Origin of the sequence: Tepidibacillus infernus, from assembly GCF_048898065.1 — a bacterium.
GTDB lineage: Bacteria > Bacillota > Bacilli > Tepidibacillales > Tepidibacillaceae > Tepidibacillus_B > Tepidibacillus_B infernus.
Genome location: NZ_JBLWFI010000001.1, coordinates 950,553 through 970,392 on the forward strand (window position 1 = coordinate 950,553; position 19,840 = coordinate 970,392).

19 protein-coding genes and 1 pseudogene are annotated in these 19,840 nt (G+C 34.4%); 2 read left to right on the top strand and 18 right to left on the bottom strand.

The annotated features are described in order from the left end of the window. The 3 genes and pseudogenes from TEPIDINF_RS04820 to TEPIDINF_RS04830 all read right to left on the bottom strand — a co-directional run. Window positions 1–293 (bottom strand): annotated as a pseudogene (locus TEPIDINF_RS04820) (hypothetical protein); the annotation flags it as partial. Beyond that, window positions 283–849, bottom strand: a complete 567-nt coding sequence (locus TEPIDINF_RS04825; protein ID WP_069798019.1) for a DUF1850 domain-containing protein — start codon at window positions 847–849, stop codon at window positions 283–285. The gene TEPIDINF_RS04825 and the pseudogene TEPIDINF_RS04820, both read right to left, overlap by 11 nt. Continuing rightward, complete coding sequence (locus TEPIDINF_RS04830) at window positions 846–1,796, bottom strand: TAXI family TRAP transporter solute-binding subunit (protein WP_068724299.1); 951 nt, start codon at window positions 1,794–1,796, stop codon at window positions 846–848. Before TEPIDINF_RS04830 ends, TEPIDINF_RS04825 begins: the two co-directional genes overlap by 4 nt. A 259-nt stretch (window positions 1,797–2,055) precedes the next feature. On the opposite strand from TEPIDINF_RS04830, the gene TEPIDINF_RS04835 reads away from it, so the two are divergent. Continuing rightward, complete coding sequence (locus TEPIDINF_RS04835) at window positions 2,056–2,511, top strand: OsmC family protein (RefSeq protein ID WP_069798021.1); 456 nt, start codon at window positions 2,056–2,058, stop codon at window positions 2,509–2,511. 129 nt (window positions 2,512–2,640) lie between these two features. Further along, window positions 2,641–3,012 carry a hypothetical protein gene (locus tag TEPIDINF_RS04840; protein ID WP_421691455.1) on the top strand — a complete coding sequence of 124 codons (372 nt, stop codon included), beginning with the start codon at window positions 2,641–2,643 and terminating at the stop codon, window positions 3,010–3,012. Here the strand turns inward: TEPIDINF_RS04840 and TEPIDINF_RS04845 are convergent. The 15 genes from TEPIDINF_RS04845 to TEPIDINF_RS04915 all read right to left on the bottom strand — a co-directional run bounded on the left by TEPIDINF_RS04845 (window position 2,995) and on the right by TEPIDINF_RS04915 (window position 19,832). Next, complete coding sequence (locus TEPIDINF_RS04845; protein WP_068724305.1) at window positions 2,995–3,726, bottom strand: DnaD domain-containing protein; 732 nt, start codon at window positions 3,724–3,726, stop codon at window positions 2,995–2,997. The two genes, TEPIDINF_RS04840 and TEPIDINF_RS04845, sit on opposite strands and share 18 nt — an antisense overlap. Before the next feature lie 250 nt (window positions 3,727–3,976). Continuing rightward, complete coding sequence (gene asnS, locus TEPIDINF_RS04850; protein ID WP_068724307.1) at window positions 3,977–5,266, bottom strand: asparagine--tRNA ligase; 1,290 nt, start codon at window positions 5,264–5,266, stop codon at window positions 3,977–3,979. 34 nt (window positions 5,267–5,300) lie between these two features. Then, window positions 5,301–6,476, bottom strand: coding sequence for a pyridoxal phosphate-dependent aminotransferase (locus tag TEPIDINF_RS04855; RefSeq protein WP_068724309.1), 1,176 nt, complete (start codon window positions 6,474–6,476; stop codon window positions 5,301–5,303). Between the two features lie 29 nt (window positions 6,477–6,505). Beyond that, a complete protein-coding gene (locus TEPIDINF_RS04860; protein ID WP_068724311.1) occupies window positions 6,506–7,708 on the bottom strand; it encodes an acetate/propionate family kinase in 1,203 nt (400 codons plus the stop codon). Between the two features lie 16 nt (window positions 7,709–7,724). Further along, window positions 7,725–8,594 carry a 3-hydroxyacyl-CoA dehydrogenase family protein gene (locus TEPIDINF_RS04865; RefSeq protein WP_068724314.1) on the bottom strand — a complete coding sequence of 290 codons (870 nt, stop codon included), beginning with the start codon at window positions 8,592–8,594 and terminating at the stop codon, window positions 7,725–7,727. Window positions 8,595–8,714: 120 nt separating this feature from the next. After that, entirely contained in the window at window positions 8,715–10,226 is a 1,512-nt protein-coding gene (locus TEPIDINF_RS04870; protein WP_068724316.1) for an AAA family ATPase, read from the bottom strand. After that, window positions 10,219–10,761, bottom strand: coding sequence for a hypothetical protein (locus TEPIDINF_RS04875; RefSeq protein WP_421691456.1), 543 nt, complete (start codon window positions 10,759–10,761; stop codon window positions 10,219–10,221). The genes TEPIDINF_RS04870 and TEPIDINF_RS04875 overlap by 8 nt, the downstream gene beginning before the upstream one ends. Window positions 10,762–10,904: 143 nt before the next feature. Then, window positions 10,905–11,384, bottom strand: coding sequence for a cell wall elongation regulator TseB-like domain-containing protein (locus TEPIDINF_RS04880; protein WP_421691457.1), 480 nt, complete (start codon window positions 11,382–11,384; stop codon window positions 10,905–10,907). Between the two features lie 40 nt (window positions 11,385–11,424). Further along, window positions 11,425–11,589: a YpmA family protein gene (locus TEPIDINF_RS04885; RefSeq protein ID WP_068724324.1), complete on the bottom strand. Its 165-nt coding sequence runs from the start codon at window positions 11,587–11,589 to the stop codon at window positions 11,425–11,427. Window positions 11,590–12,085: 496 nt separating this feature from the next. Continuing rightward, complete coding sequence (gene ligD / locus TEPIDINF_RS04890; RefSeq protein ID WP_068724326.1) at window positions 12,086–13,045, bottom strand: non-homologous end-joining DNA ligase; 960 nt, start codon at window positions 13,043–13,045, stop codon at window positions 12,086–12,088. 32 nt (window positions 13,046–13,077) lie between these two features. Further along, a complete protein-coding gene (locus TEPIDINF_RS04895) occupies window positions 13,078–14,016 on the bottom strand; it encodes an ATP-dependent DNA ligase (protein ID WP_421691458.1) in 939 nt (312 codons plus the stop codon). Between the two features lie 10 nt (window positions 14,017–14,026). Then, window positions 14,027–14,842 (bottom strand): non-homologous end joining protein Ku, encoded by an 816-nt coding sequence (ku, locus tag TEPIDINF_RS04900; RefSeq protein ID WP_068724328.1) that lies wholly within the window; start codon window positions 14,840–14,842, stop codon window positions 14,027–14,029. Window positions 14,843–14,944: 102 nt separating this feature from the next. Further along, the gene (locus tag TEPIDINF_RS04905) at window positions 14,945–15,799 is read right to left on the bottom strand and encodes a ComEC/Rec2 family competence protein (protein ID WP_069798165.1); all 855 of its coding nucleotides are present in this window, start codon (window positions 15,797–15,799) and stop codon (window positions 14,945–14,947) included. 61 nt (window positions 15,800–15,860) lie between these two features. Continuing rightward, a complete protein-coding gene (gene dinG, locus TEPIDINF_RS04910) occupies window positions 15,861–18,680 on the bottom strand; it encodes an ATP-dependent DNA helicase DinG (protein ID WP_421691459.1) in 2,820 nt (939 codons plus the stop codon). Window positions 18,681–18,845: 165 nt separating this feature from the next. Then, a complete protein-coding gene (locus TEPIDINF_RS04915; protein ID WP_421691460.1) occupies window positions 18,846–19,832 on the bottom strand; it encodes a tetratricopeptide repeat protein in 987 nt (328 codons plus the stop codon). Window positions 19,833–19,840: the final 8 nt, after the last annotated feature.

Genomic DNA, 19,840 nt, shown 5'->3' on the forward strand with positions numbered 1-19,840 from the left:
AATATTTTTACAAAAATATTTAATATGGGGAAATCAAGTTTTATATATTTCTTTGTTGGAAATAAAATATAAATTAAACTTAACCCAAATGCTAGATGGATTGTAATTAAAAGCTGTGAAGGTAAGTTTCCTGTTAAAGATGCATAAACTTGGAAGATTGAGAAACTAATAGCTAAAATGGTAACGATCCACTTCATTAATCCCTTATACTGATAAAAAGCTGATTCACGATCATACTTTGTTAATAGTTGATGAACTTCTTCTTGTGATAAATGTTGAATGTCATGACTCATTCCTATCCCTCCCTTTTATCCACTGTACTAAGTTGCTTTTCGTTGCTTCAAATCGGATCCAATGACCTGGCACTGTTAACTTTGAAAGTGGGAGTTCTTTATTTTGGATCAATAATTTGTGGTTGGCGATCACTTGCCCAACCCTTTGATCAAAATATGGAAATACACGATGAATGGAGTCGAGAATAAATTTACCATTCTCTATCTTAAATTTCTCTCCATTTTCTATTTCAGATGGGATTCCAACCCCATAGCTTTCAAAAATGACTTTATCAAGGACAATATTTAATTGTTTATCAACATGATAAAACTCTTGAACAGGCGTTCGGTGTATTGAATGAATATATAGAATCGAAAACTTGTTGTTATTTTGCAAAGAAAAACGTTCAAGAACTTGATCAGTTTGACCATCTGTAAGAACTAACATTGGAAAAAACGGTATATTGATTAAAATTAGAATGATAATTAGTAAAATGATTAGAATCATGAATGGAGGATGAAAGAAAAACCGAGGTAACAGGTGCCACCTCGGTTTAGAATGTAAGAATGGCATCATTTAATGCCTTTTTCCTCGAAGTACTTTGCAGCTCCTGGATGTAGTGGTAGACTAATCCCTTGAGTCGCAGTTTCTAAACTGATTTGCTCTGCTTTTTTGTTGATGGCTACTAATCCACCTAAATTTTCAAATAAAGCTTTTGTAATATTATAAACTTGGTCTTCAGACAAACCAGAACGTGCAACTAACATCGCTTTAACAGCAACAGTTTTAACATCTTCATTTTGGCCAGAATAGGTTCCAGCAGGAATCACTTCTTCTGTGTAGTATGGGTATTTAGCAATTAACCCTTGAATTTTGTCATCATTTAAATTTAAGATTTTTACTCCTTTAGTCGCTGATAGTTCAGATACTGCAGAAGTTGGAGCACCAGCTGTTATAAATGCTGCATCTAATTGGCCATCCTGGATTTTCTGTGAAGAATCACCAAAAGAAAGACGTTCAGCTTGCAAATCATCAAATGTCAAACCATAGATTTCTAAAATTTGTTTAGCGTTAGCTTCAACCCCACTTCCAGCATCACCAACAGATACTCTTCTACCTTTTAAATCAGCAACAGATTTGATATCGCTGTCAGCTGGTAATACGATTTGTACCGTTTCATTATATAATGAGGCAATTGCTTGTAGATTTTCAACTGGTTTATCAAACATCTCTGTACCTTTTACAGCATAATCAGCAATATCTGTCTGGGTAAAAGCAAGGTCAACTTCTTCACTTGCAATTAAACGCATGTTTTCAGCAGAAGCCCCTGTTGTTTGGGCAGTAGCATCCATATCTGTGTTATCCTTAATGATCTGTGCGATTCCACCACCTAAAGGATAATAAGTACCCGAGGTTCCACCAGTGGCAATAATTAATTGATTGCTACCACCTTGGTCACCACATCCAACCAAAGCAATAGATAATAGCATAGTAATGGCAAGTAAAAAAGCAAATTTTTTCATAAATTGGCCCCCTTCTTCATTATGTATTTTTTTAGTCAATTTTAATTTTAAACTATATTCTAATAATTTGTATAGACTTTTTTGATATTTGTAAAAGGATAAATCTAAATTACAACATGTTCAAATAAAATTCAATAAATCTTCAATTTTTTTTTGAACTTATCATGACATTTGTTTATTTAAATTTTAAGTTCATATACTAAATTTGCTAAAATAGTTATTGTGATCAATTTCACATTTATTTGGGAGGTATAGATGAATGGCAAAGACCGAGTTTCAATCAACTGTTTCTTTGAAAGAAGGTTTATTTGTAGAAGCAATTTCTAGAGGGTTTGCTGTCCACATGGACGAACCAGAACAGCTTGGTGGTACCGACAAAGCAATGAATCCAGTGGAACTATTATTATCAGCATTAGGAGGATGTTTGGCTATTACTGTTGGCGCATTTAGTAAAGCTGCGCATGTAGACGTTAAGGAATGCAAGGTACATGTGACTGGTGATCTTGATCCTGAAGGTTTCTTGGGTTTTAACAAAGAAGTACGTAAAGGATTTAGTCAAATTCGTTATCAAATTGAAATCGTCTCTGATTCTCCTGAAGAACGAATTAAGAAGTTGATGCAAATGGTTGAAGAAAGATGCCCAGTATCTGATACATTAAAAGGTGTAGAAGTTAAAGGGGATTACGTTCTTCAAAACCAAGTTGCAAATAAGTGATCTTATTATCAAGAGAGCCTTTTAACGGCTCTCTTTCATTTAAATGAGAAAAATATGTGTGCACTTGTGAATATAGGACATCTTGTGATATAACCTTTTTATGCAATGAAATGATATGAAAGGAAGAAGATGATGGAAACCATTTTTACACCAGAATATCTTTTTATTCAATCCAATACCCTCTATATTTCAAGTGAAAAACTTTCAAATTTTATTCAAAAACAAGGAGAAGCTCATCCAAAGATGATTAGTTTGGATGCTCCTATTTTGTGGGAACGATTAGACAATCAAGAAAAAACAGAAGTTTTACTGCACATCGATTGGAATGCTTTCTCCGATTTAATTACAATCCAATTCTCGGAAAAAGATCTAAATTTGTTACAGGAGAATCGAGAGATTGAATCATTAGGCATTTTAGTTCATTTTGATCCAGATGATGGAAATGCAGAACAGGTCATATTCATCATGGGCATTCAAGAAGGATTAAGAGTCATTCTCTAACCAGTTATAAAATTCAAATTTTTCGTTTCCATTCTTTTTTGTATGCCTTGTGCTACTCTGATCTTGGTTGACCCTAAACTGTTTCGTATGTTCTTTTATCTGTTCTACGGTCTTTAAATTCTTCTTCTGCCATTCGAATAAGATTTTGTCAATATACCGGAAATTTAACTTATTTGAGAAAACAGCCTCTTTCAATGCGTATAGAATTATTTCGTTAGAATAATGATCCTGGTCTAACCAAGCTGAGATCAATTCAACTTCCATAGGTGATAACGGTCTGCCAAACTCCTGTTCAAAAACCTTAAAGAGATTATTTTCTTTTAATTCTTTTTCTGATTTCTTTTTCTCGATCCTGTCCATTTGCATTTCTCTTTCAAAGTGGTCAATGATTTTTAAATAGAATGGTGTTAGGTTATACGTCTCATAGAGAATTCCAGATGTCTCATCTTTCATTTCATCAATTTGAAGATATCCTTGTTTTACAAGCCGTTGCAAGATTCGTACTAATTCTTCCGTTTTCAAAGCCATTCTTTGTTCCAATTCTGAAATACTGGGAAATAGCTTCCCCTTACTTTGAAAGTATAGAATATGTATAATTAACATCATTTCTTGATCTGATAAACCTATCTTTTTATAATTTGATAGTAAATGGTTTAAAATAGGAGTTGTCCCTTCTTGTAAAATAGATAAAAATAATTCATGTTTTAATATCACAGTAAACACCTCAAAGCTAGTATACACCAAAAAAGAGCACCAAAGGTGCTCTTTTTTCAAATGTAAAGAAAGTATAACTTTCTTCCACTTGTCATTTAGGGGTTTGTATATTCCATAAGCTGCGACCTTCAGAAGTGCCCTTCTCTCCTTAATCTTTATTTATAGAAGGGCACGGATGACGGAGCGCGATGGAATATACAAACCTTTTCTTAAATGTAAAGAAAGTATTACGTTCTTATCTATTTTCATATTATGGATATAAACGGTTGAGCAAACGCGGGAAGGGAATGGTTTCTCTTACATGCTCCAAACCGCAAATCCATGCAACTGTGCGCTCTAATCCTAATCCAAATCCTGAATGAGGTACTGAACCATATTTTCTAATATCTAAATACCACTTATAAGAATCGATCGATAGATGATGATCTTTAAATCGTTGTTCAAGCAAATTTGGATCATCAATTCTTTGGCTACCGCCAATAATTTCTCCATAGCCTTCTGGGGCAATAAGATCTGCACATAAAACAACTTCAGGGCGATTAGGATCTGGTTTCATATAGAATGCTTTTAATTCAGTAGGGTAATGAGTAATAAAGACAGGCTTCTCAAATTTTTCAGCAATTGCAGTTTCATGAGGTGCGCCAAAATCATCTCCCCATTGAATTTCATGGCCTTCTTCTTGTAAAAATTTAATGGCATCATCATACGTAATCCGTGGAAAAGGAGCCATAACTTTTTCTAGCTTAGAAATATCCCTATCAAGTGTTTGTAATTCTATCTTGCAATTTTTTAATACGGATTGAACAACATGTGAAACGAATTCCTCTTGAATTTTAAGATTTTCTTCATGATCAATAAAGGCCATCTCAGGTTCAATCATCCAAAATTCTATTAAATGCCTTCTAGTCTTAGATTTTTCTGCACGAAAGGTTGGGCCAAAAGAATAGACTCTGCCTAAGGCCATCGCTGTTGCTTCCATGTATAATTGACCACTTTGTGAAAGATAAGCATCTTCATCAAAATATTTCGTGTGAAATAAATTAGTCGTTCCTTCAGCAGAAGTCGGAGTTAAAATAGGTGGATCAACCAATGTAAAACCATTTTGATCCAAATACTCTTGAATAGCACGAATAATTTCGCCTCGAATCTTTAAAATAGCTCTTTGCCTAGGCGTTCTAATCCATAAATGACGATGATCCATTAAAAAATCAGTACCATGCTCTTTTTTAGTGATTGGATATTCTTCAGCAATTTGAATGATTTCAATCCCAGTTACGGAGAGTTCATAACCAATGTTAGATCGATCATCCTTACGAACAGTTCCTGTTACATACAATGAGCTTTCTTGGGTTAATTGAGTAGCAGACTCCCAAACTTCTTCATAAACTTCGTTTTTCACAACAACACCTTGAATAAAGCCTGTTCCGTCACGAAGTTGTAAAAATTGAATTTTTCCGCTTGAGCGTTTGTTATACAGCCATACACCAAGTTTTACTTCTTGTTCAACATATTGAGCGATATCCTTTATCGTGGCTAACAATGACTTTCCCCTCCAATAGATATGGACTGAATGTTTAAGACATCACAAATTCTTTGATACGTTTCACTGCTACTGTTAGTTGCTCTAATGAAGTTGCATACGATAAACGAATGAAATTAGGAGCACCAAACCCTGAACCTGGAACAACGGCTACCTTTGCTTCCTCTAATAAAGCATTTGCCCAGTCATCAGCATTTGCGAATTTTTTCTCCTGAATACTTTTTGTTACATCAACAAAAATGTAAAATGCCCCTAGTGGCTTGATTGGTTTTATACTTGGTATTTCCTCTAATAATTCCAGTACCTTATTTCTTCGTTTTTCAAATACATTTCTCATCTCAACTAATTCAGATTGAGGTCCTACCAGTGCTTCTAATGCACCATATTGTGCAAAAGTAACAGGATTTGACGTACTATGACTGGCCAAATTAGTCATTGCTTTGATGATTGTTGCATCTCCTGCAGCATATCCAATTCGCCAACCCGTCATTGCATAAGGTTTAGATACCCCATTGATAACTAGCGTACGTTTGAATGCATCTTCACTTAAACTAGCAATACTGACATGTTCAATTCCATCATAGATTAATTTTTCATAAATTTCATCAGAAACGATGAGGATATCATGTCTTTTACAAATCTCAGCAATTGCAATGAGTTCATCGCGAGAATAGATGGTACCTGTTGGATTACTTGGTGAGTTGATAATCAGGGCTTTTGTTTTCGAAGTAATCGCCGATTCCAACTGTTCTGGTGTAATCTTATATTGATTTTCCTCTTTTCCTTCAAGGTAAACTGGAATAGCTTCCGCTAACTTAACCTGTTCAGGATAACTAACCCAATATGGTGCTGGAATGATTACTTCATCTCCAGGGTCACAGACCACCTGAAAGAAATTATAAAGAGCATGTTTTGCCCCTAAAGCTACCATGATTTGGTTTGAATGATAATGTAGACCATTATCCTTTGCAAACTTCTCTATAATGGCCTCTTTTAACTCTGGAATTCCTGAAGCAGCTGTATATTTGGTTTGACCATTTTTCATTGCTTGAATAGCTGCATCAATGATGTGGTCTGGTGTATTGAAATCTGGTTCTCCTGCACCAAGTCCCACGACATCCATTCCCTTACTTCGTAATTCTTTTGCCTTTGCGTTAATAGCTAAAGTTGATGAAGGTGTTAAACCCATGACCCGATTAGCTAATTGCATCGATACATCCTCCCCATAGTAAAATATTTTTATTTACTTGATTTTACTATTCTTAGGGTGTCTCTTGCAATCATAAGTTCTTCATTTGTAGGTACAACAAGTACTTCAACCTTGGACTCTGGTGTGCTGATTCTTCTGATCTGCTTAGAACGAGTATTATTTATTTCATCATCAATTTCAACACCCAAATAGCTTAAATGGTCAGTAATTGCCTTTCGAAGCAAATTTGAATTCTCTCCTACACCAGCAGTAAAGATCAATACATCAATTCCATCCATAGCTGCAGCATAGGCACCAATATACTTTCTAATACGATATTCGTACATATCAAAAGCTAACTTTGCATTTTCATTTGTTTCCATGTTTTCTTCAATATCTCTCATATCACTACCAATTCCTGATACCCCAAGAAGTCCACTATGTTTATTCAACATAGAATTTACTTCATTTAAAGTTAAATCTTCTTTATCCATAACAAATGGAATAATTGCAGGGTCGATGTCCCCACTTCTTGTCCCCATCATCAAACCTTCTAAAGGAGTCATTCCCATACTCGTGTCTATAGATTGACCTTTATTTACAGCTGTAACACTTGCACCATTTCCAATATGGCAGGAAACGATTTTTAGTTGTTCCAATGGTTTATTTAAAAATTCTGCTGCCTTCATACATACATATTTATGGGAGGTGCCATGAAAACCGTATCTTCTAATTTTATGCTTTTTATAAAGAATTCGAGGTAATGCATACATAAAGGCATTTTGAGGCATCGTTTGATGAAAAGCAGTATCAAACACTGCAACATTGGGTACATTGGGCAAAACAGTTTCAACTGCCTCTATTCCCACAAGGTTTGCAGGATTATGTAATGGAGCTAAATCAAAAGTTCCTTTGATCGCCGCTTTTACTTGTCCATCTACTTTTACAGAATCGGAAAAAACTTCTCCTCCATGAACAACCCGATGACCGACTGCTTCAATCTCCGTAACATTTTTGATCACGCCATGTTTTGGGTCAACTAAGAAATCAAACACTTTTTCAATTGCCGTAGTATGATCAAGAATTTCAGTTACCAACTTTACTTCTTCTTTATCTGTAGGTTCATGCGTTAATATCGCATCCTCCATTCCAATTCTTTCTACTTTGCCTGAAGCAATAACGGATTCGTCTTGCATGTCAAATAATTGGTATTTTAATGAGGAACTACCACAATTTAGTACAAAAATTTTCATCTGAAAAACCTCTCCTTTACTTTACACGTTCTCCATTTTCATATTTAAAAAAGCCTTGTCCAGTTTTTTCACCAAGATGTCCTGCACGTACTAATTTTTTTAGGAAAGAAGAAGGGCGATACTTCACTTCTCCATACTCTTTGTACATTGCTTCCATCACACGCAATACAGCATCAAGTCCCATTCGATCGGCCATCTCTAATGGTCCATAAGGAAAATCAAAACCTAACTTCATCGCGGTGTCTACATCATCTTCTGAAGCAACACCTTCCATTACGATATTTATCGCTTCAGTAATCAATGGCATCATTAAACGAACAGTTACATAGCCAGGAGCTTCAAAGACTTGAATACCTGTTTTATTCATTTGTTCTACAAATGTTTTAGAGATAGCAAAGGTTTCATCTGAAGTTTTCAATCCACGAACAATTTGGACTAATTCTCTTTTAACGACAGGGTATGTAAAGTTAAGACCAATGAACTTCTCAGGTCTGCTTGTTACACTTGCCAACTCAGTTACACTTAGTGTCGATGTATTCGTAGCAAAAATGGCATTAGGATTACAGATTTGATCTATCTCTTTAAAAATTGCTTTTTTAAGTTCTAAAATCTCATCTACTGATTCGATTACTAATTCAACATCTTTAAGTAATTCTTTCTTAACAGAGTAAGTTATCTTGGATAAAATCACTTTCTTTTCACTTTCTGTGATTCCCCATTTTTCGATTGCTTTATTTAGGGAATGATTTAAATTTTCTTTGGCCTTTTCTAAAAGGGTCTCTTCCTTATCAATTAAATTAACATCGATTCCGTGTTCAGCTAGCATTTGAGCTATACCTAATCCCATTACGCCAGCACCGATAACACCCACTTTACGAATTGTCATGCAAAAATACCTCCCTTTAATTGTAAACATAACACAAATAATATATTAACATAATCCAGCAAAAATGTGTTATAGTTATTTCTAATTTAATTATATAACACAAGTAAAAAATAAGCCAAATCATCCGATTTGGCTTATCATTGTTTCATTAGATAGCTGACGAATCATCTCTCTAAACTCATTTCCTGAAAGTACTTCTTCATTTTCAAGATGTTCAAGAGCTTTTACAATAACTTCTTTATGTGATTGTAACAGATTGCTAGTTTTTTGTAGTAACAGATTTAAAATCTCATTGCTCTCTTTTTCAAGTTTATCCTTCGAAATATAATTAGTATTGACGATTCCTAAGGATGTTAAACCTGTATCGATCAAGTAATTAACTAAATTTAGTGCTTGTTCAAAATCATTTTTAGATCCAGTACTACGGTGACCATAAAAGATCTCCTCTGCAACCGAACCCCCTAAAGCAATCATGATCTGTTGTTCTAATGATTCACGTGTATGCAAGTATTGTTCCTCTTGGGGATTATGACGAACATATCCTAATGCTTGTCCACGTGGTCTCAAAGCAACTTGCGAGATACTACCAGGTTTCACGTTTTCAGCAACAATTGCATGCCCAAGTTCATGTATCGCTACCCTTCTTTTTTCTTGTTGCGAAGCAGTACGGTCCATTTGTTCCCCCATGATGACTTTATCAATCGCACTTGAAAAATGCTTACTCTTGATCTCTTTACTTTTGTCCCTCATCGCATAGATCGCAGCTTCGTTTGCAACACTCTCTAACTGTGCTCCAGAAAATTGATACGTTTCAATTGCTATTTGATTCAGATCTACGTCTGACGCTAGTGGTTTATTTGAAGTATGAATTTCCAAAATCTTTTTTCTGGCATTCTTATCAGGTAGATCGACTAAAATATGACGATCAAAGCGACCTGGCCTTAATAGAGCAGGATCCAACATATCCTTTCTGTTTGTTGCTGCAATAACTAAGATTTGAGGTTGATCTCTACTTTGGATACCATCCATTTCGGTAAGTAGCTGGTTCAAGGTTTGGTCATATTCTCGTTGACTATTTGCGTCGCGTTTTCCACCGATTACATCAATTTCATCAATAAAAATGATCGCACTATTTTTTTGCTGCTTCTTTGCCAATGTTTTTGCTTCTTTAAATAAATCACGAACTCTTTGTGCTCCAACTCCTACATACATCTCAATAAACTCACTACCAGATGAAGCCACAAATACCGATCCCGTATAATCTGCAGCAGCTTTTGCCAATAATGTCTTACCTGTACCTGGTGGACCATCCATTAAAATTCCTTTCAATGGTCTTATCCCGTATTCTTTCATCTCTTCAGAATGTATTAAAAAGTCTAACGCCTCTTTTAATTCTTGTTTAGTTCTTTCGAGTCCACCAATATCTTCAAAAGTAACAATGGTTTTGCCAACAATATGATTTTTTTTCTTTATCTCTTGGTGTAATCCAGGTATACCACCTTTTTTCTCTGTGAGATAAAATGCTAATCCACCGATCAAGGTTAAGAAGAGAAGGGGCCCTATATTTAAACCAATAAATGCAAAGAAGATAAATAAAGCGGGAATGATTCCCCAAAAAATATGTTTAGCCAATCTTTTTCACCTCCAGATTATTCGTTCGAGGCAAAATGAGATATAAAGAAGAATTTTTTTGATGAAGATCAATGTAGATTTGATTTTCATCCATAGAATAATTTGCCTTATCTAATTGGTATTCATTCTTTAAGGCATTTATTGTTTTGGGTATTAAACTATATTGATGTTGATCAATAGCTTGTGCAATATAAAAATAAGATTCACTCCATGCCTTCATCAACTTTTCGTCCTCAATTCCTTTACTTTTAAAATCCAAATTTAATTGACGTTTACCAAGATAGGGTTGTAATTTATCTTGTATTTGGTGATAGGTCAGCTGAAAGTTGTCAATTTTTTGGATAGATATACTTACGTTTATTTGATCTCGATCTATTTTTAAATCATAAAGAATAATCCCTTCAATAGAGGCTAATGCATTTTCAATAGGTTTTTTTATTTGAACGGTTTGATAGGTAAACCACCCACCGAATAAAACAACAAGAGACAATACAAGTATTGTGATCGTTACTATCCATGGTTTTTTCTTTATCATTTTATTTCGCCCCTCCATATCTGTAAATCGAATACATATAATAGTATATCACATGATATATCATCTGTTCTTTAGTAATTGCTACCATAAATCATCAAAAATAAAAAAAGACTGTGACATTGCACAGCCAAATTAAAAAGAGATTATTTTCCCAATAGATACATTTTTATTAGTTCCCCTGTTTTTAAATCAAAATATTGATAACCAAATCTTCCTTGGTCATCCTTAAAAAGTACCTCATAAATCAAACGATCTACCTGCATAATTCCCGGTGTGATCCGTTTAATCGAACTATTAGGTTGTAGAGATAAGGCCTTCTTCTCAATCTCCTCTTTTTTTACCCAATCAGTTAAAAACTGGTAATGAACTTTATCTTTTTCATTTAGCCAAATGATGAGTTGAATACCTAAATGATCTTTTCCCATAATTACATAATATTGCTTTTCACCAGTAAAATAGGAAATTTCATCTATCTTGTCTAAAATAGAAACCTCTTGCCTTGCCTTCATCACCATTTGTTCTTCAATTTTTTTTTCTTTTGCCCAAATTCGATAAAAATAGGCAAACACAATAACTAACAATATGATCAGCAAGATTAAAATTCTAATAATAAATTTTTTCATTTTATCCCCTATAAACTTTTCTTTTTAATTCTTCTATTTTTTAAGTACGGTAAATGGTAAAAACCATCAAATTTGGATCATCTTCATCTTTTGCTAATCCAAACATCAGATCGTCATATTTTAAATTTTTGTTTAAAAGATCCACTATTTTATATAAATCTGAAGTAGCTGTGACTTTTACTGATGCGATCAATTCAATTCCCATAAAGTGACCTTCCTTTTTTAACGGTAAATTAAGTATAATTTTCTTCTTGTATTCGTCCAAGTCTTTTCTTCCCTTATTATACTAGAGAAAACTTGACTTCTGTCAAGTCTTTGTGCAAACAGAAACCCTAGTACTAAGAACATAAGACGCGCTACATGACTAAAGTAGTGAAAAAAGGATAGAAAAAACAGACATCACAAAAATATGGGGGTCTGCCTGAAATAGGATTTCATATCCGCTAGATTTCAGGTAATAATAATATTACACCTAAGGAGGTGATTAGCCTGAACGGCATCTCCAAAGGTCTAATATCACCGTTACATGTCAATCAAAGAGATCAGGTTAAGATTCATGAAATGACAGCATGGTTTTTGCTATTGAAAGATCAAATGGACTTGCTGGATTCAAAGGATGAAGTGATTGGAAATTTTCGTATGAAGGATAATTTATTTACTATTTAAACATGTTTGTTAAATTTAGTATGAATAAAATTAGTCTACCTTATACCTCTTTCTTGCCTGCTACCTTGCAGGCCTTTTTTATCAGTAGAGAAAGTGTCATTTTTTCCTTTTGATAAGAACTGTATGATAGGATCTAAATTTTGTTTTGCTGATTCGGATAATAATGGGGAAAAAAGGTCTCCCTTTTTCTTTAATCGCTCGATTACATTTAATAAATGAAATTGCTTGGGAGTGATTCCTTTTTCTAATTCTCTCCATTCAACAGGCATGGAAATAGTTGCTTCTATTGTGGCTCTTGGTGAATATACCATGGTTATGGTTTTTCCATGCCACATTTGCAGATAATCAAAGTATAGTTTTTTCCCCCTTTTATTAACTATTCTCTCGATCGTCACAATATCAGGAAATTTTTGGCTAAAGTATTGTGCAAAAAATTCATTAAGTTTTCTTGCCGTTTCATAAGTATATTTCTTTTCTATTGGGATATAAATTTGTAACCCTGTTGCCCCAGAGGTTTTTACCCAGCTTTTTATTTGTAAAGAATGAAGAGTTTCGTGAACCTTTAATGCAATATCAACTACTTCATCAAAGATTTGTCCTTCAGATGGGTCTAAATCAAATACTAATGCTGTAGGATAATTTTCTGTTTGATATAGGTTAAACGCCGTATGAAATTCTAAAACAGCTTGATTGGCTAACCATGCCAAGGTTGCCCGATTATTTAGCAGAATATATTGAACCCCTCTCCATTCGTAACGATCCACCCAGTTCGGTGCATAAACAGGAATATTCTTTTGGTAAAAAGATTTTCCACCTATGCCATCAGGAAAACGAATCGTTGTGAGTAAACGATCTCGAGCATGAGGTAATATATAGGGCGCTAGTTCTAATAATTTAGTAATGTAATCAATTTTGCGAATTTCCAAATTTGGCCATAACATTTTTTCAGGATTTGTAATACGAACCGGATACCCATCAATGGTGATAGAATTCACTGGCCAACATTCCCTTCTTACATAACATACTTTTAGAAAGTACATTCATCTTTTGGATGATCAACAAAACCTTGAATACTTGGTTGTCTTAGGGTTTGATTCTCTGTCCATTCCATAAATTTAACTTTTACTGTGATTTGAGGACGAATCCAAATTACCTCATTCATTCGCTCAGGTTTATTTATAAACGGACGTTCTTTTTGCACATGTTCCTTCACTTTTTTTGTAAAGCTTCTCCAATCAGTATGTGTTAACTTTCCTGTACCAGCATGTCCAATATACCAAAGCTGTCCTTCTTGATCATATAATCCTAATAAAATTGCATTTACAATCCCCTCGCGAAGGGTGACCCCTCCAACTACTGCAATTAAATCTTGATAGTTTTTTATCTTTTGCCAACGACTATCTTTTCCATTGATGATGTATGAACTGTTAAGGTTCTTGACCACTATTCCTTCCATTTGATGTTGAACCACAACATTGAATAATTCCTTACCATCGTGATGAGAGGATACCAATTGTATAGTTGGATTAGGTTTAATGATCGCTGAAAGCGCCTTTATTCTTTTTTTTAATGGCCAGCTATTAATCCATTCCCCATTAAGATAGAGGATGTCAAAAATCATATAGGTGATCGGTACAATATTTTGCATACGTTTTATTTTGTCTAATCGGCGTATTCCATCTCGTTTCATGATTTCGTGAAATGAAGGTTTACCATCATTACCAAGGGCTATCACTTCGCCATCCAAAATAACAGAGTTTACATTACAATAGGTTTGAATGTCAATCAATTCTGGGTAATGGTTTGTTCGTTCATTTAATTTTCGATTAAAAAGTTTGACATGATGACCATTAAAATATGATAAAATTCTTACTCCATCCCACTTTATCTGAGCAATCCATTTATCCCCCGTAGGTATCTCCTTTGTGATCGTCGGTTCAAAAGGAACAATTGGTTTGAATTCCATGATCTAACCCCTAACTTGCCGTTGTTTTCTTTTTTCTGCCTCTTGTTGTCTTTTTATTTGGAGAGGTCTGTTCGATACTTGCTTGTAAAGCTTGCATCAAATCGATTATATTTTTTTGAGGAGCTGATGGCGCCTGTTCAATCTCTTCTCCCTCAACTTTCTTCGCAATCAGATCTTGAAGTGCTTTACGATATTCATCGGTATACTTTTCCGGTTGAAAAGGTGCAGTAAGATTTTCAATTAACTGAATAGCCATATTTAATTCTTTATCATCAAGCTTCATCTTTTGTGGGATGCCAGGGATAAGTTGAACATCCCTTACCTCATCTGGGTAAAAGATCGTTTCAAGTACAAGAAGATTTTGATAGACACGCAGTGCAGCCAAGGATTGTTTTGACCTGATAGCAATTTTGGCAATGGCGATTTTCCCGGTGTCATTCATCGCTTGCCTTAGCAGATGATAGGCTTTTTCCCCAGTATCTTGTGGTGACAAATAATAGGATTTATCAAAATAAATTGGATCAATTTCACTAAGATTGACAAAATCTAAGATCTCGATTGATTTCTTGATTTCTGGTTTAATCGATTCCAAGTCTTCATCGTCAATTAAAACAAAACGCCCTGGCTCATATTCAAACCCTTTTACAATATCATCCCATTCCACTTCTACATTACAAGTCGGACAAGTACGTACGTATTTTAACGGAGTACGGCAATCCCTGTGAAGATAGCGAAATTTTACTTCCTTTTCTTCTGTAGAAGCATACATTCTGATTGGGATATTCACTAAACCAAAACTAATAGAACCTTTCCACATGGTATGCATTGATAAGCACCTCCTATTCAGTTAGTGTTCGTCGAAATAGTAAAATCATACAAAAAAAAAAGCCTGCTTGTGGCTTGTTTGCATTGATCAGTTAACCTAACCTCAATAGTTAACTCTTTCTAATGAATAATTCGTTCCATTACTAAGGATTTGCACTTCTCCTTCTTTCTCTAAAATCATCACGTCCATCCAAGATTCGTTTAACCGTTCAAGGACATCCTCGCTTAATGCATAAAGTTCACGATCACTTGAGAAAATGATACCAACTTGGGCATCCACTTTTTCCAAAAATGTTGCATCAGATCCAGCAACCCCACCAAAATCACTGACCTTCAAAATTTCAGATTTTAACGGATAGCGTTCTAATAACCTTTGTTCTATTTCTTGATTGATATCGCTTGTAAACAAGATTTGCACATCTTTATGGATTAATTGAAAAACAAGTGAATTCGCTTGAGGAGACAGAGAAAGAGGTTCGATTGGTGAAAGAACAACTATTTTTATATTTTGATTGATCTGAATTTCATCCTGAGCTTTTATTTTTTTTATTTTTTTTTGGTAAGCAGAGGGAATTGGAAAAGTCGACGAGATTAATTCTGGAATATAGATAGATTGTATCGAATACTGGTTGAGAATCTGATTAAAACCTCCAAAGTGATCATCACTTGGATTGGTCAAGATCAAGCCCTTTAATTGCCCAACTCCATGTTGATTTAACATTGTTAATAATTGTTCTGTACACTCAGGTGAACCCGTATCAATTAAATAAAATTCTCGATCTGAAAGTTGAATGAGAGTAGCTTCCCCCTGTTTTAGTGGTAAAAAAGAGACTAACATTTCATTAGGCTCAATCTCTATAAATTTGGCTGAAGGGACGGTTTTTTGATCTGGTAAACGAATATAAATAAAAGCAAAAATAAAGAGGATAACAGTGAAGACTCTGATAGTGAATTGCAAAACAATCACCTTCTAGTCAAAAAGAAATGTTACCCTCTATCTATATGAGTCAATACCAATTTTATTCCTTTTGCATCCAATCCTCAATAAACGCAATGATTTTTGTAAAGGGTTGATATTTAATATCGACTGGGGGTAATGACTTAATAAATGACTTCCCATAACGAGATTCAACTACCCTACGATCAAAGATAATGACAACACCCTTATCCTTTTTTGTCCTGATTAATCGTCCAAACCCCTGTTTGAATCGAATAATAGCTTGAGGAACTGATAATTCCATAAACGGATTTTTATGATTCTCTTTTAATTTCTCTGTTTTTGCCTCATTGATCGGATGATTTGGTGGGGTAAAAGGTAAACGAACGATAACTAAGGCGCTTAGTGCCTCTCCTGGAACATCTACCCCTTCCCAAAAACTACTTGTCCCAAGCAAAATGGTATTCGGGTTCTCTGTAAACATCGTTGTTAGTTTAGAACGACTGTTGCTATCAATGCCATGACCTAAAACCTTTATTTGAAAAGGTGCTAGAATTTCTTTTAAGAGTGTATGAGTTCTTTGTAGCATCGAATGAGAAGTAAAGAGAACCAGAACTTTTCCACTTAGAGAAATCGCCACATCAGCGATATCTTTTGCCAAATGTTCGATATAAATATGTTCAGATACTTCTTGTATATTTGGGAAATCGCTGGGTATACAGACTAGTGCTTGTTTCTTGTAATGAAAGGGTGAATCTAGCTTTATTTTTTTTAAATCTTTATCATCAGCTTCAAACCCAAATTCCCTACTACTAAAGTTGAATGAGTCATTTACACTTAATGTTGCAGATGTGAATATCACACTTTCTTTCCTATCAAATAAGAATTCCTTCAGGTAGGACCCAACTTCAATCGGTGCCGCATATAAGTATGAGCTCAATCTTTTTCCACGACTTTCTGTTTCAACCCAAAATACCATTTCTTTATTTTGTAGATAATTCCATTCTGAAAAAGCAAACATCATTTCCTTTACCTCTTTTAGATATCCATTCAAATCAATAACCATGCTTTCTTCTGCTTCAACATGTTTCAATCGGCGCAAAACATCCTCAAGTAAATTGCTTAAGTCAGTAAGCTGAATATAAAGATTGTTCGCGATCTCCTGAATGGTGATCCAATTTTCTCGTTCTTTTATTTTGTCTGTAACTCTTAATGTCTTGCGACCACTCTCCTGAGCAGAAGCTTCTTTGTTCACAAAATCCCCAATCATTGAAAAATAAAGTTGAAAATCATTTTCTATTCTTGGTAATAAAGAAATGATCTGGTTTTGAATAAAGTTGGCAATAGGAAAATAGTCTGGATTTTGCGAATGAATCAAATCATTCATAAGCAAAACAAGAAAACCATTTTTGGCATCTTTATATAATCTTTGCAATAAACGGTTTACCACATATTGATTGACCTCAAATCCTAAATGTTTTGATGCCACTTCACTAAAATGATGAGCTTCGTCAATCACCAACCGTTGATAAGCAGGTAAAATCCGATGTTCAGCTTTTAAATCAGTTAATAACAATGAATGATTTGTAATAATAAGATCAGCATTTTGAGCCTTTTGTTTTGCTTTATGATAAAAACACTGTCTAAACCAAGGGCATGAACGATTTAAACATGAATCCGCATCGCTTTTCACTTGTTGCCAAAGATCACGTCCACTTAAAGATAAGTTAATTTCTTCAACATCGCCTGTTTCGGTTTGAGCAACCCATGTTAGCATCTGAGATAAATTTACAGACTGCTCTTTGTTTGGTTCTTCATATGGAAATTGATTTAGTTGAAGTTCAAACTTTCTTAAACATAAGTAATTATTTCGTCCTTTTAAAATCGTTGCCTTAAAATCAAAAGGTAAGGTTTTTTTTAGTAAGGGAATATCCCTTTGATATAACTGCTCTTGCAGGTTGATTGTATGAGTAACAATTACAATTTTTTCTTCATGTTGTTTTGCCCAAAAAATAGCAGGGATTAAATAGGCTAAAGATTTCCCAGTTCCAGTTCCTGCTTCGACCATTAAATGATATCCTTCCTCAAAAGCATTCATGACTTCTAAAGCCATTTGTTCCTGAGCAGGTCTTATTTCAAAATCAGGAAAACGTTCAGATAATAATCCATTTTTTTCAAATATAAGATCGAATGATAACTTAGTTGATTTTTCAGTAGGAATCCTAGAATTATCTATCTCTTCTTTTTTCAAGGCGATTTGATTGATCAACTCATAATGCTCATCTTCAGAATAAAAACATATTTTTTGATGAGTCATTTCTTCTACGATTAGATACAAATCGTGGTGAGTGTTCTTTATCAATTCTTGTAAACGCTGGAGATAGGCCAATGGCATTTCTTTTAGGCGATTAAACAATTGTAAAAGTATAGTTGCTGTTGCATATGCATCAGCATCAGCACGGTGTGGTTGTTCATGAATAATCTCTAATTCCTGTGTCATCGAGTCTAACTTATAACTTTGCACCATTGGTAATAAAATCCTGGACATATCCAATGTATCGATAACAAGGCCAGAAAATGGGAGGTAGCCAAGTTGGTCTAGAGCATTTTGGATAAAAGCTAAGTCAAAAGGGGCATTGTGGGCAACAAAAACCGAACCTTCTAATAAAGAAAGCAGCTTTTGCATGACTTCATCGATTTTTGGTGCATTCTTAAGCATATCTTCATTGATTCCAGTTAAATCTTGGATATATGATGGAATTAATTTGTCGGTATATACAAAAGAAGAATAGGTTTGTTTGATTTTATCATCTTCTATTAAAACGGCACCAACTTGAATGATGGTATCCTTATCCGGCTGATTACCTGTTGTTTCTAAATCTATGACTATAAAGCGATTCAATTGTGTCACCTCTAACCTTTTCACGCATTCTTTTATACTATACTAGGAAATAAAGGATATGAAAAGGTGAAAGAAGAAAAAAGCCCAAAACAAAGGGCTTATCTTTAATGAATCAACTTTAGCCAAGAATTTTTAGCTTCCTCCACATGGCCAAGTAAATAATGGTTATAGCCTAAATAATAAAACCATTCCCGTCTCTTTATTCCCTTTTAACCATTCATTCTTGGCTAAGCCAAGCAAAGCTTCTGATTGAAAAGGTTCAAGTTCCAGCCATTTTTTATACCATTGTGTCGCCTGTTCGAAATGAAGTCGTTTTTCAAAATTAACGGCGATTTGTCGGACGATCATCGGTTGTTTGGCAATGGTATATGTTTTTTTTAGCCATTCAATCGCTTGGTCATATTCCCCTAATTTTTGATATGCTTTACCCAAATAAAATAAGACTTCCCAATCATTTGTATTGATTTGAGCCAATTCTTTCAAATAGGAAATGGATTCATGATAATGCTTAGTTTGATAGTAAAGCATTGCTAAATTAAAAATAGGTTCTGTCCAATTCTTCTTTAATTCTATTGCTTTCTTAAAGTGATAAATTGCTTGTTCTTCATCACGTTCAAGACCATAGATCATCCCTAATAGATTATGTCCAAGAGAAAGAAGGTCTGGATCATCTGAATATTTGAAAAGAATCAGAATTTCACGTTTGGAATAAGCGTATTCTTTCTTCTTAAAATAGGTCATTGCTGTATATAACCGAGCTAAATTAAAATCAGGATATTTCTTCGTTGTTGTCTCAAGATGAAGTATAGCTTGATCGTACATCCATAAATCAAAGAAACCTATACCCTTTTGAAAAGTGATGAAATCCTCTTCATCAAGTTTTATGACGACTTCAGAATATTTTTCAGTCATCGTGTCAGTATCTTTCATTACATGAAGATCCATATCTAATAAACCATGATCTTTTTCGAACTGACGTATTTTTTCATTTAATTTTTTTAATTCTCCAGTAATCTCTTCACTCATCTCTTTGATCGATAAATATTTTTCTAATAAAGATAATTCTTCATCTATGCTATTGGTAACCTCAAATTCTTTACCTAATCGATCCAATGTTTGAGTCATATGGGCAAATAGCTCATGGTGAATCATTAAATAGC

Excerpts from the sequence above, each read along its gene's own strand:
- TEPIDINF_RS04825 (WP_069798019.1), bottom strand. The coding sequence starts at position 849 with ATGATGCCATTCTTACATTCTAAACCGAGGTGGCACCTGTTACCTCGG.
- TEPIDINF_RS04830 (WP_068724299.1), bottom strand. The coding sequence starts at position 1,796 with ATGAAAAAATTTGCTTTTTTACTTGCCATTACTATGCTATTATCTATT.
- TEPIDINF_RS04835 (WP_069798021.1), top strand. The coding sequence starts at position 2,056 with ATGGCAAAGACCGAGTTTCAATCAACTGTTTCTTTGAAAGAAGGTTTA.
- TEPIDINF_RS04840 (WP_421691455.1), top strand. The coding sequence starts at position 2,641 with ATGATGGAAACCATTTTTACACCAGAATATCTTTTTATTCAATCCAAT.
- TEPIDINF_RS04855 (WP_068724309.1), bottom strand. The coding sequence starts at position 6,476 with ATGCAATTAGCTAATCGGGTCATGGGTTTAACACCTTCATCAACTTTA.
- TEPIDINF_RS04860 (WP_068724311.1), bottom strand. The coding sequence starts at position 7,708 with ATGAAAATTTTTGTACTAAATTGTGGTAGTTCCTCATTAAAATACCAA.
- TEPIDINF_RS04865 (WP_068724314.1), bottom strand. The coding sequence starts at position 8,594 with ATGACAATTCGTAAAGTGGGTGTTATCGGTGCTGGCGTAATGGGATTA.
- TEPIDINF_RS04875 (WP_421691456.1), bottom strand. The coding sequence starts at position 10,761 with ATGATAAAGAAAAAACCATGGATAGTAACGATCACAATACTTGTATTG.
- TEPIDINF_RS04880 (WP_421691457.1), bottom strand. The coding sequence starts at position 11,384 with ATGAAAAAATTTATTATTAGAATTTTAATCTTGCTGATCATATTGTTA.
- TEPIDINF_RS04885 (WP_068724324.1), bottom strand. The coding sequence starts at position 11,589 with ATGGGAATTGAATTGATCGCATCAGTAAAAGTCACAGCTACTTCAGAT.
- TEPIDINF_RS04895 (WP_421691458.1), bottom strand. The coding sequence starts at position 14,016 with ATGGAATTCAAACCAATTGTTCCTTTTGAACCGACGATCACAAAGGAG.
- ku (WP_068724328.1), bottom strand. The coding sequence starts at position 14,842 with ATGCATACCATGTGGAAAGGTTCTATTAGTTTTGGTTTAGTGAATATC.
- TEPIDINF_RS04915 (WP_421691460.1), bottom strand. The coding sequence starts at position 19,832 with ATGATTCACCATGAGCTATTTGCCCATATGACTCAAACATTGGATCGA.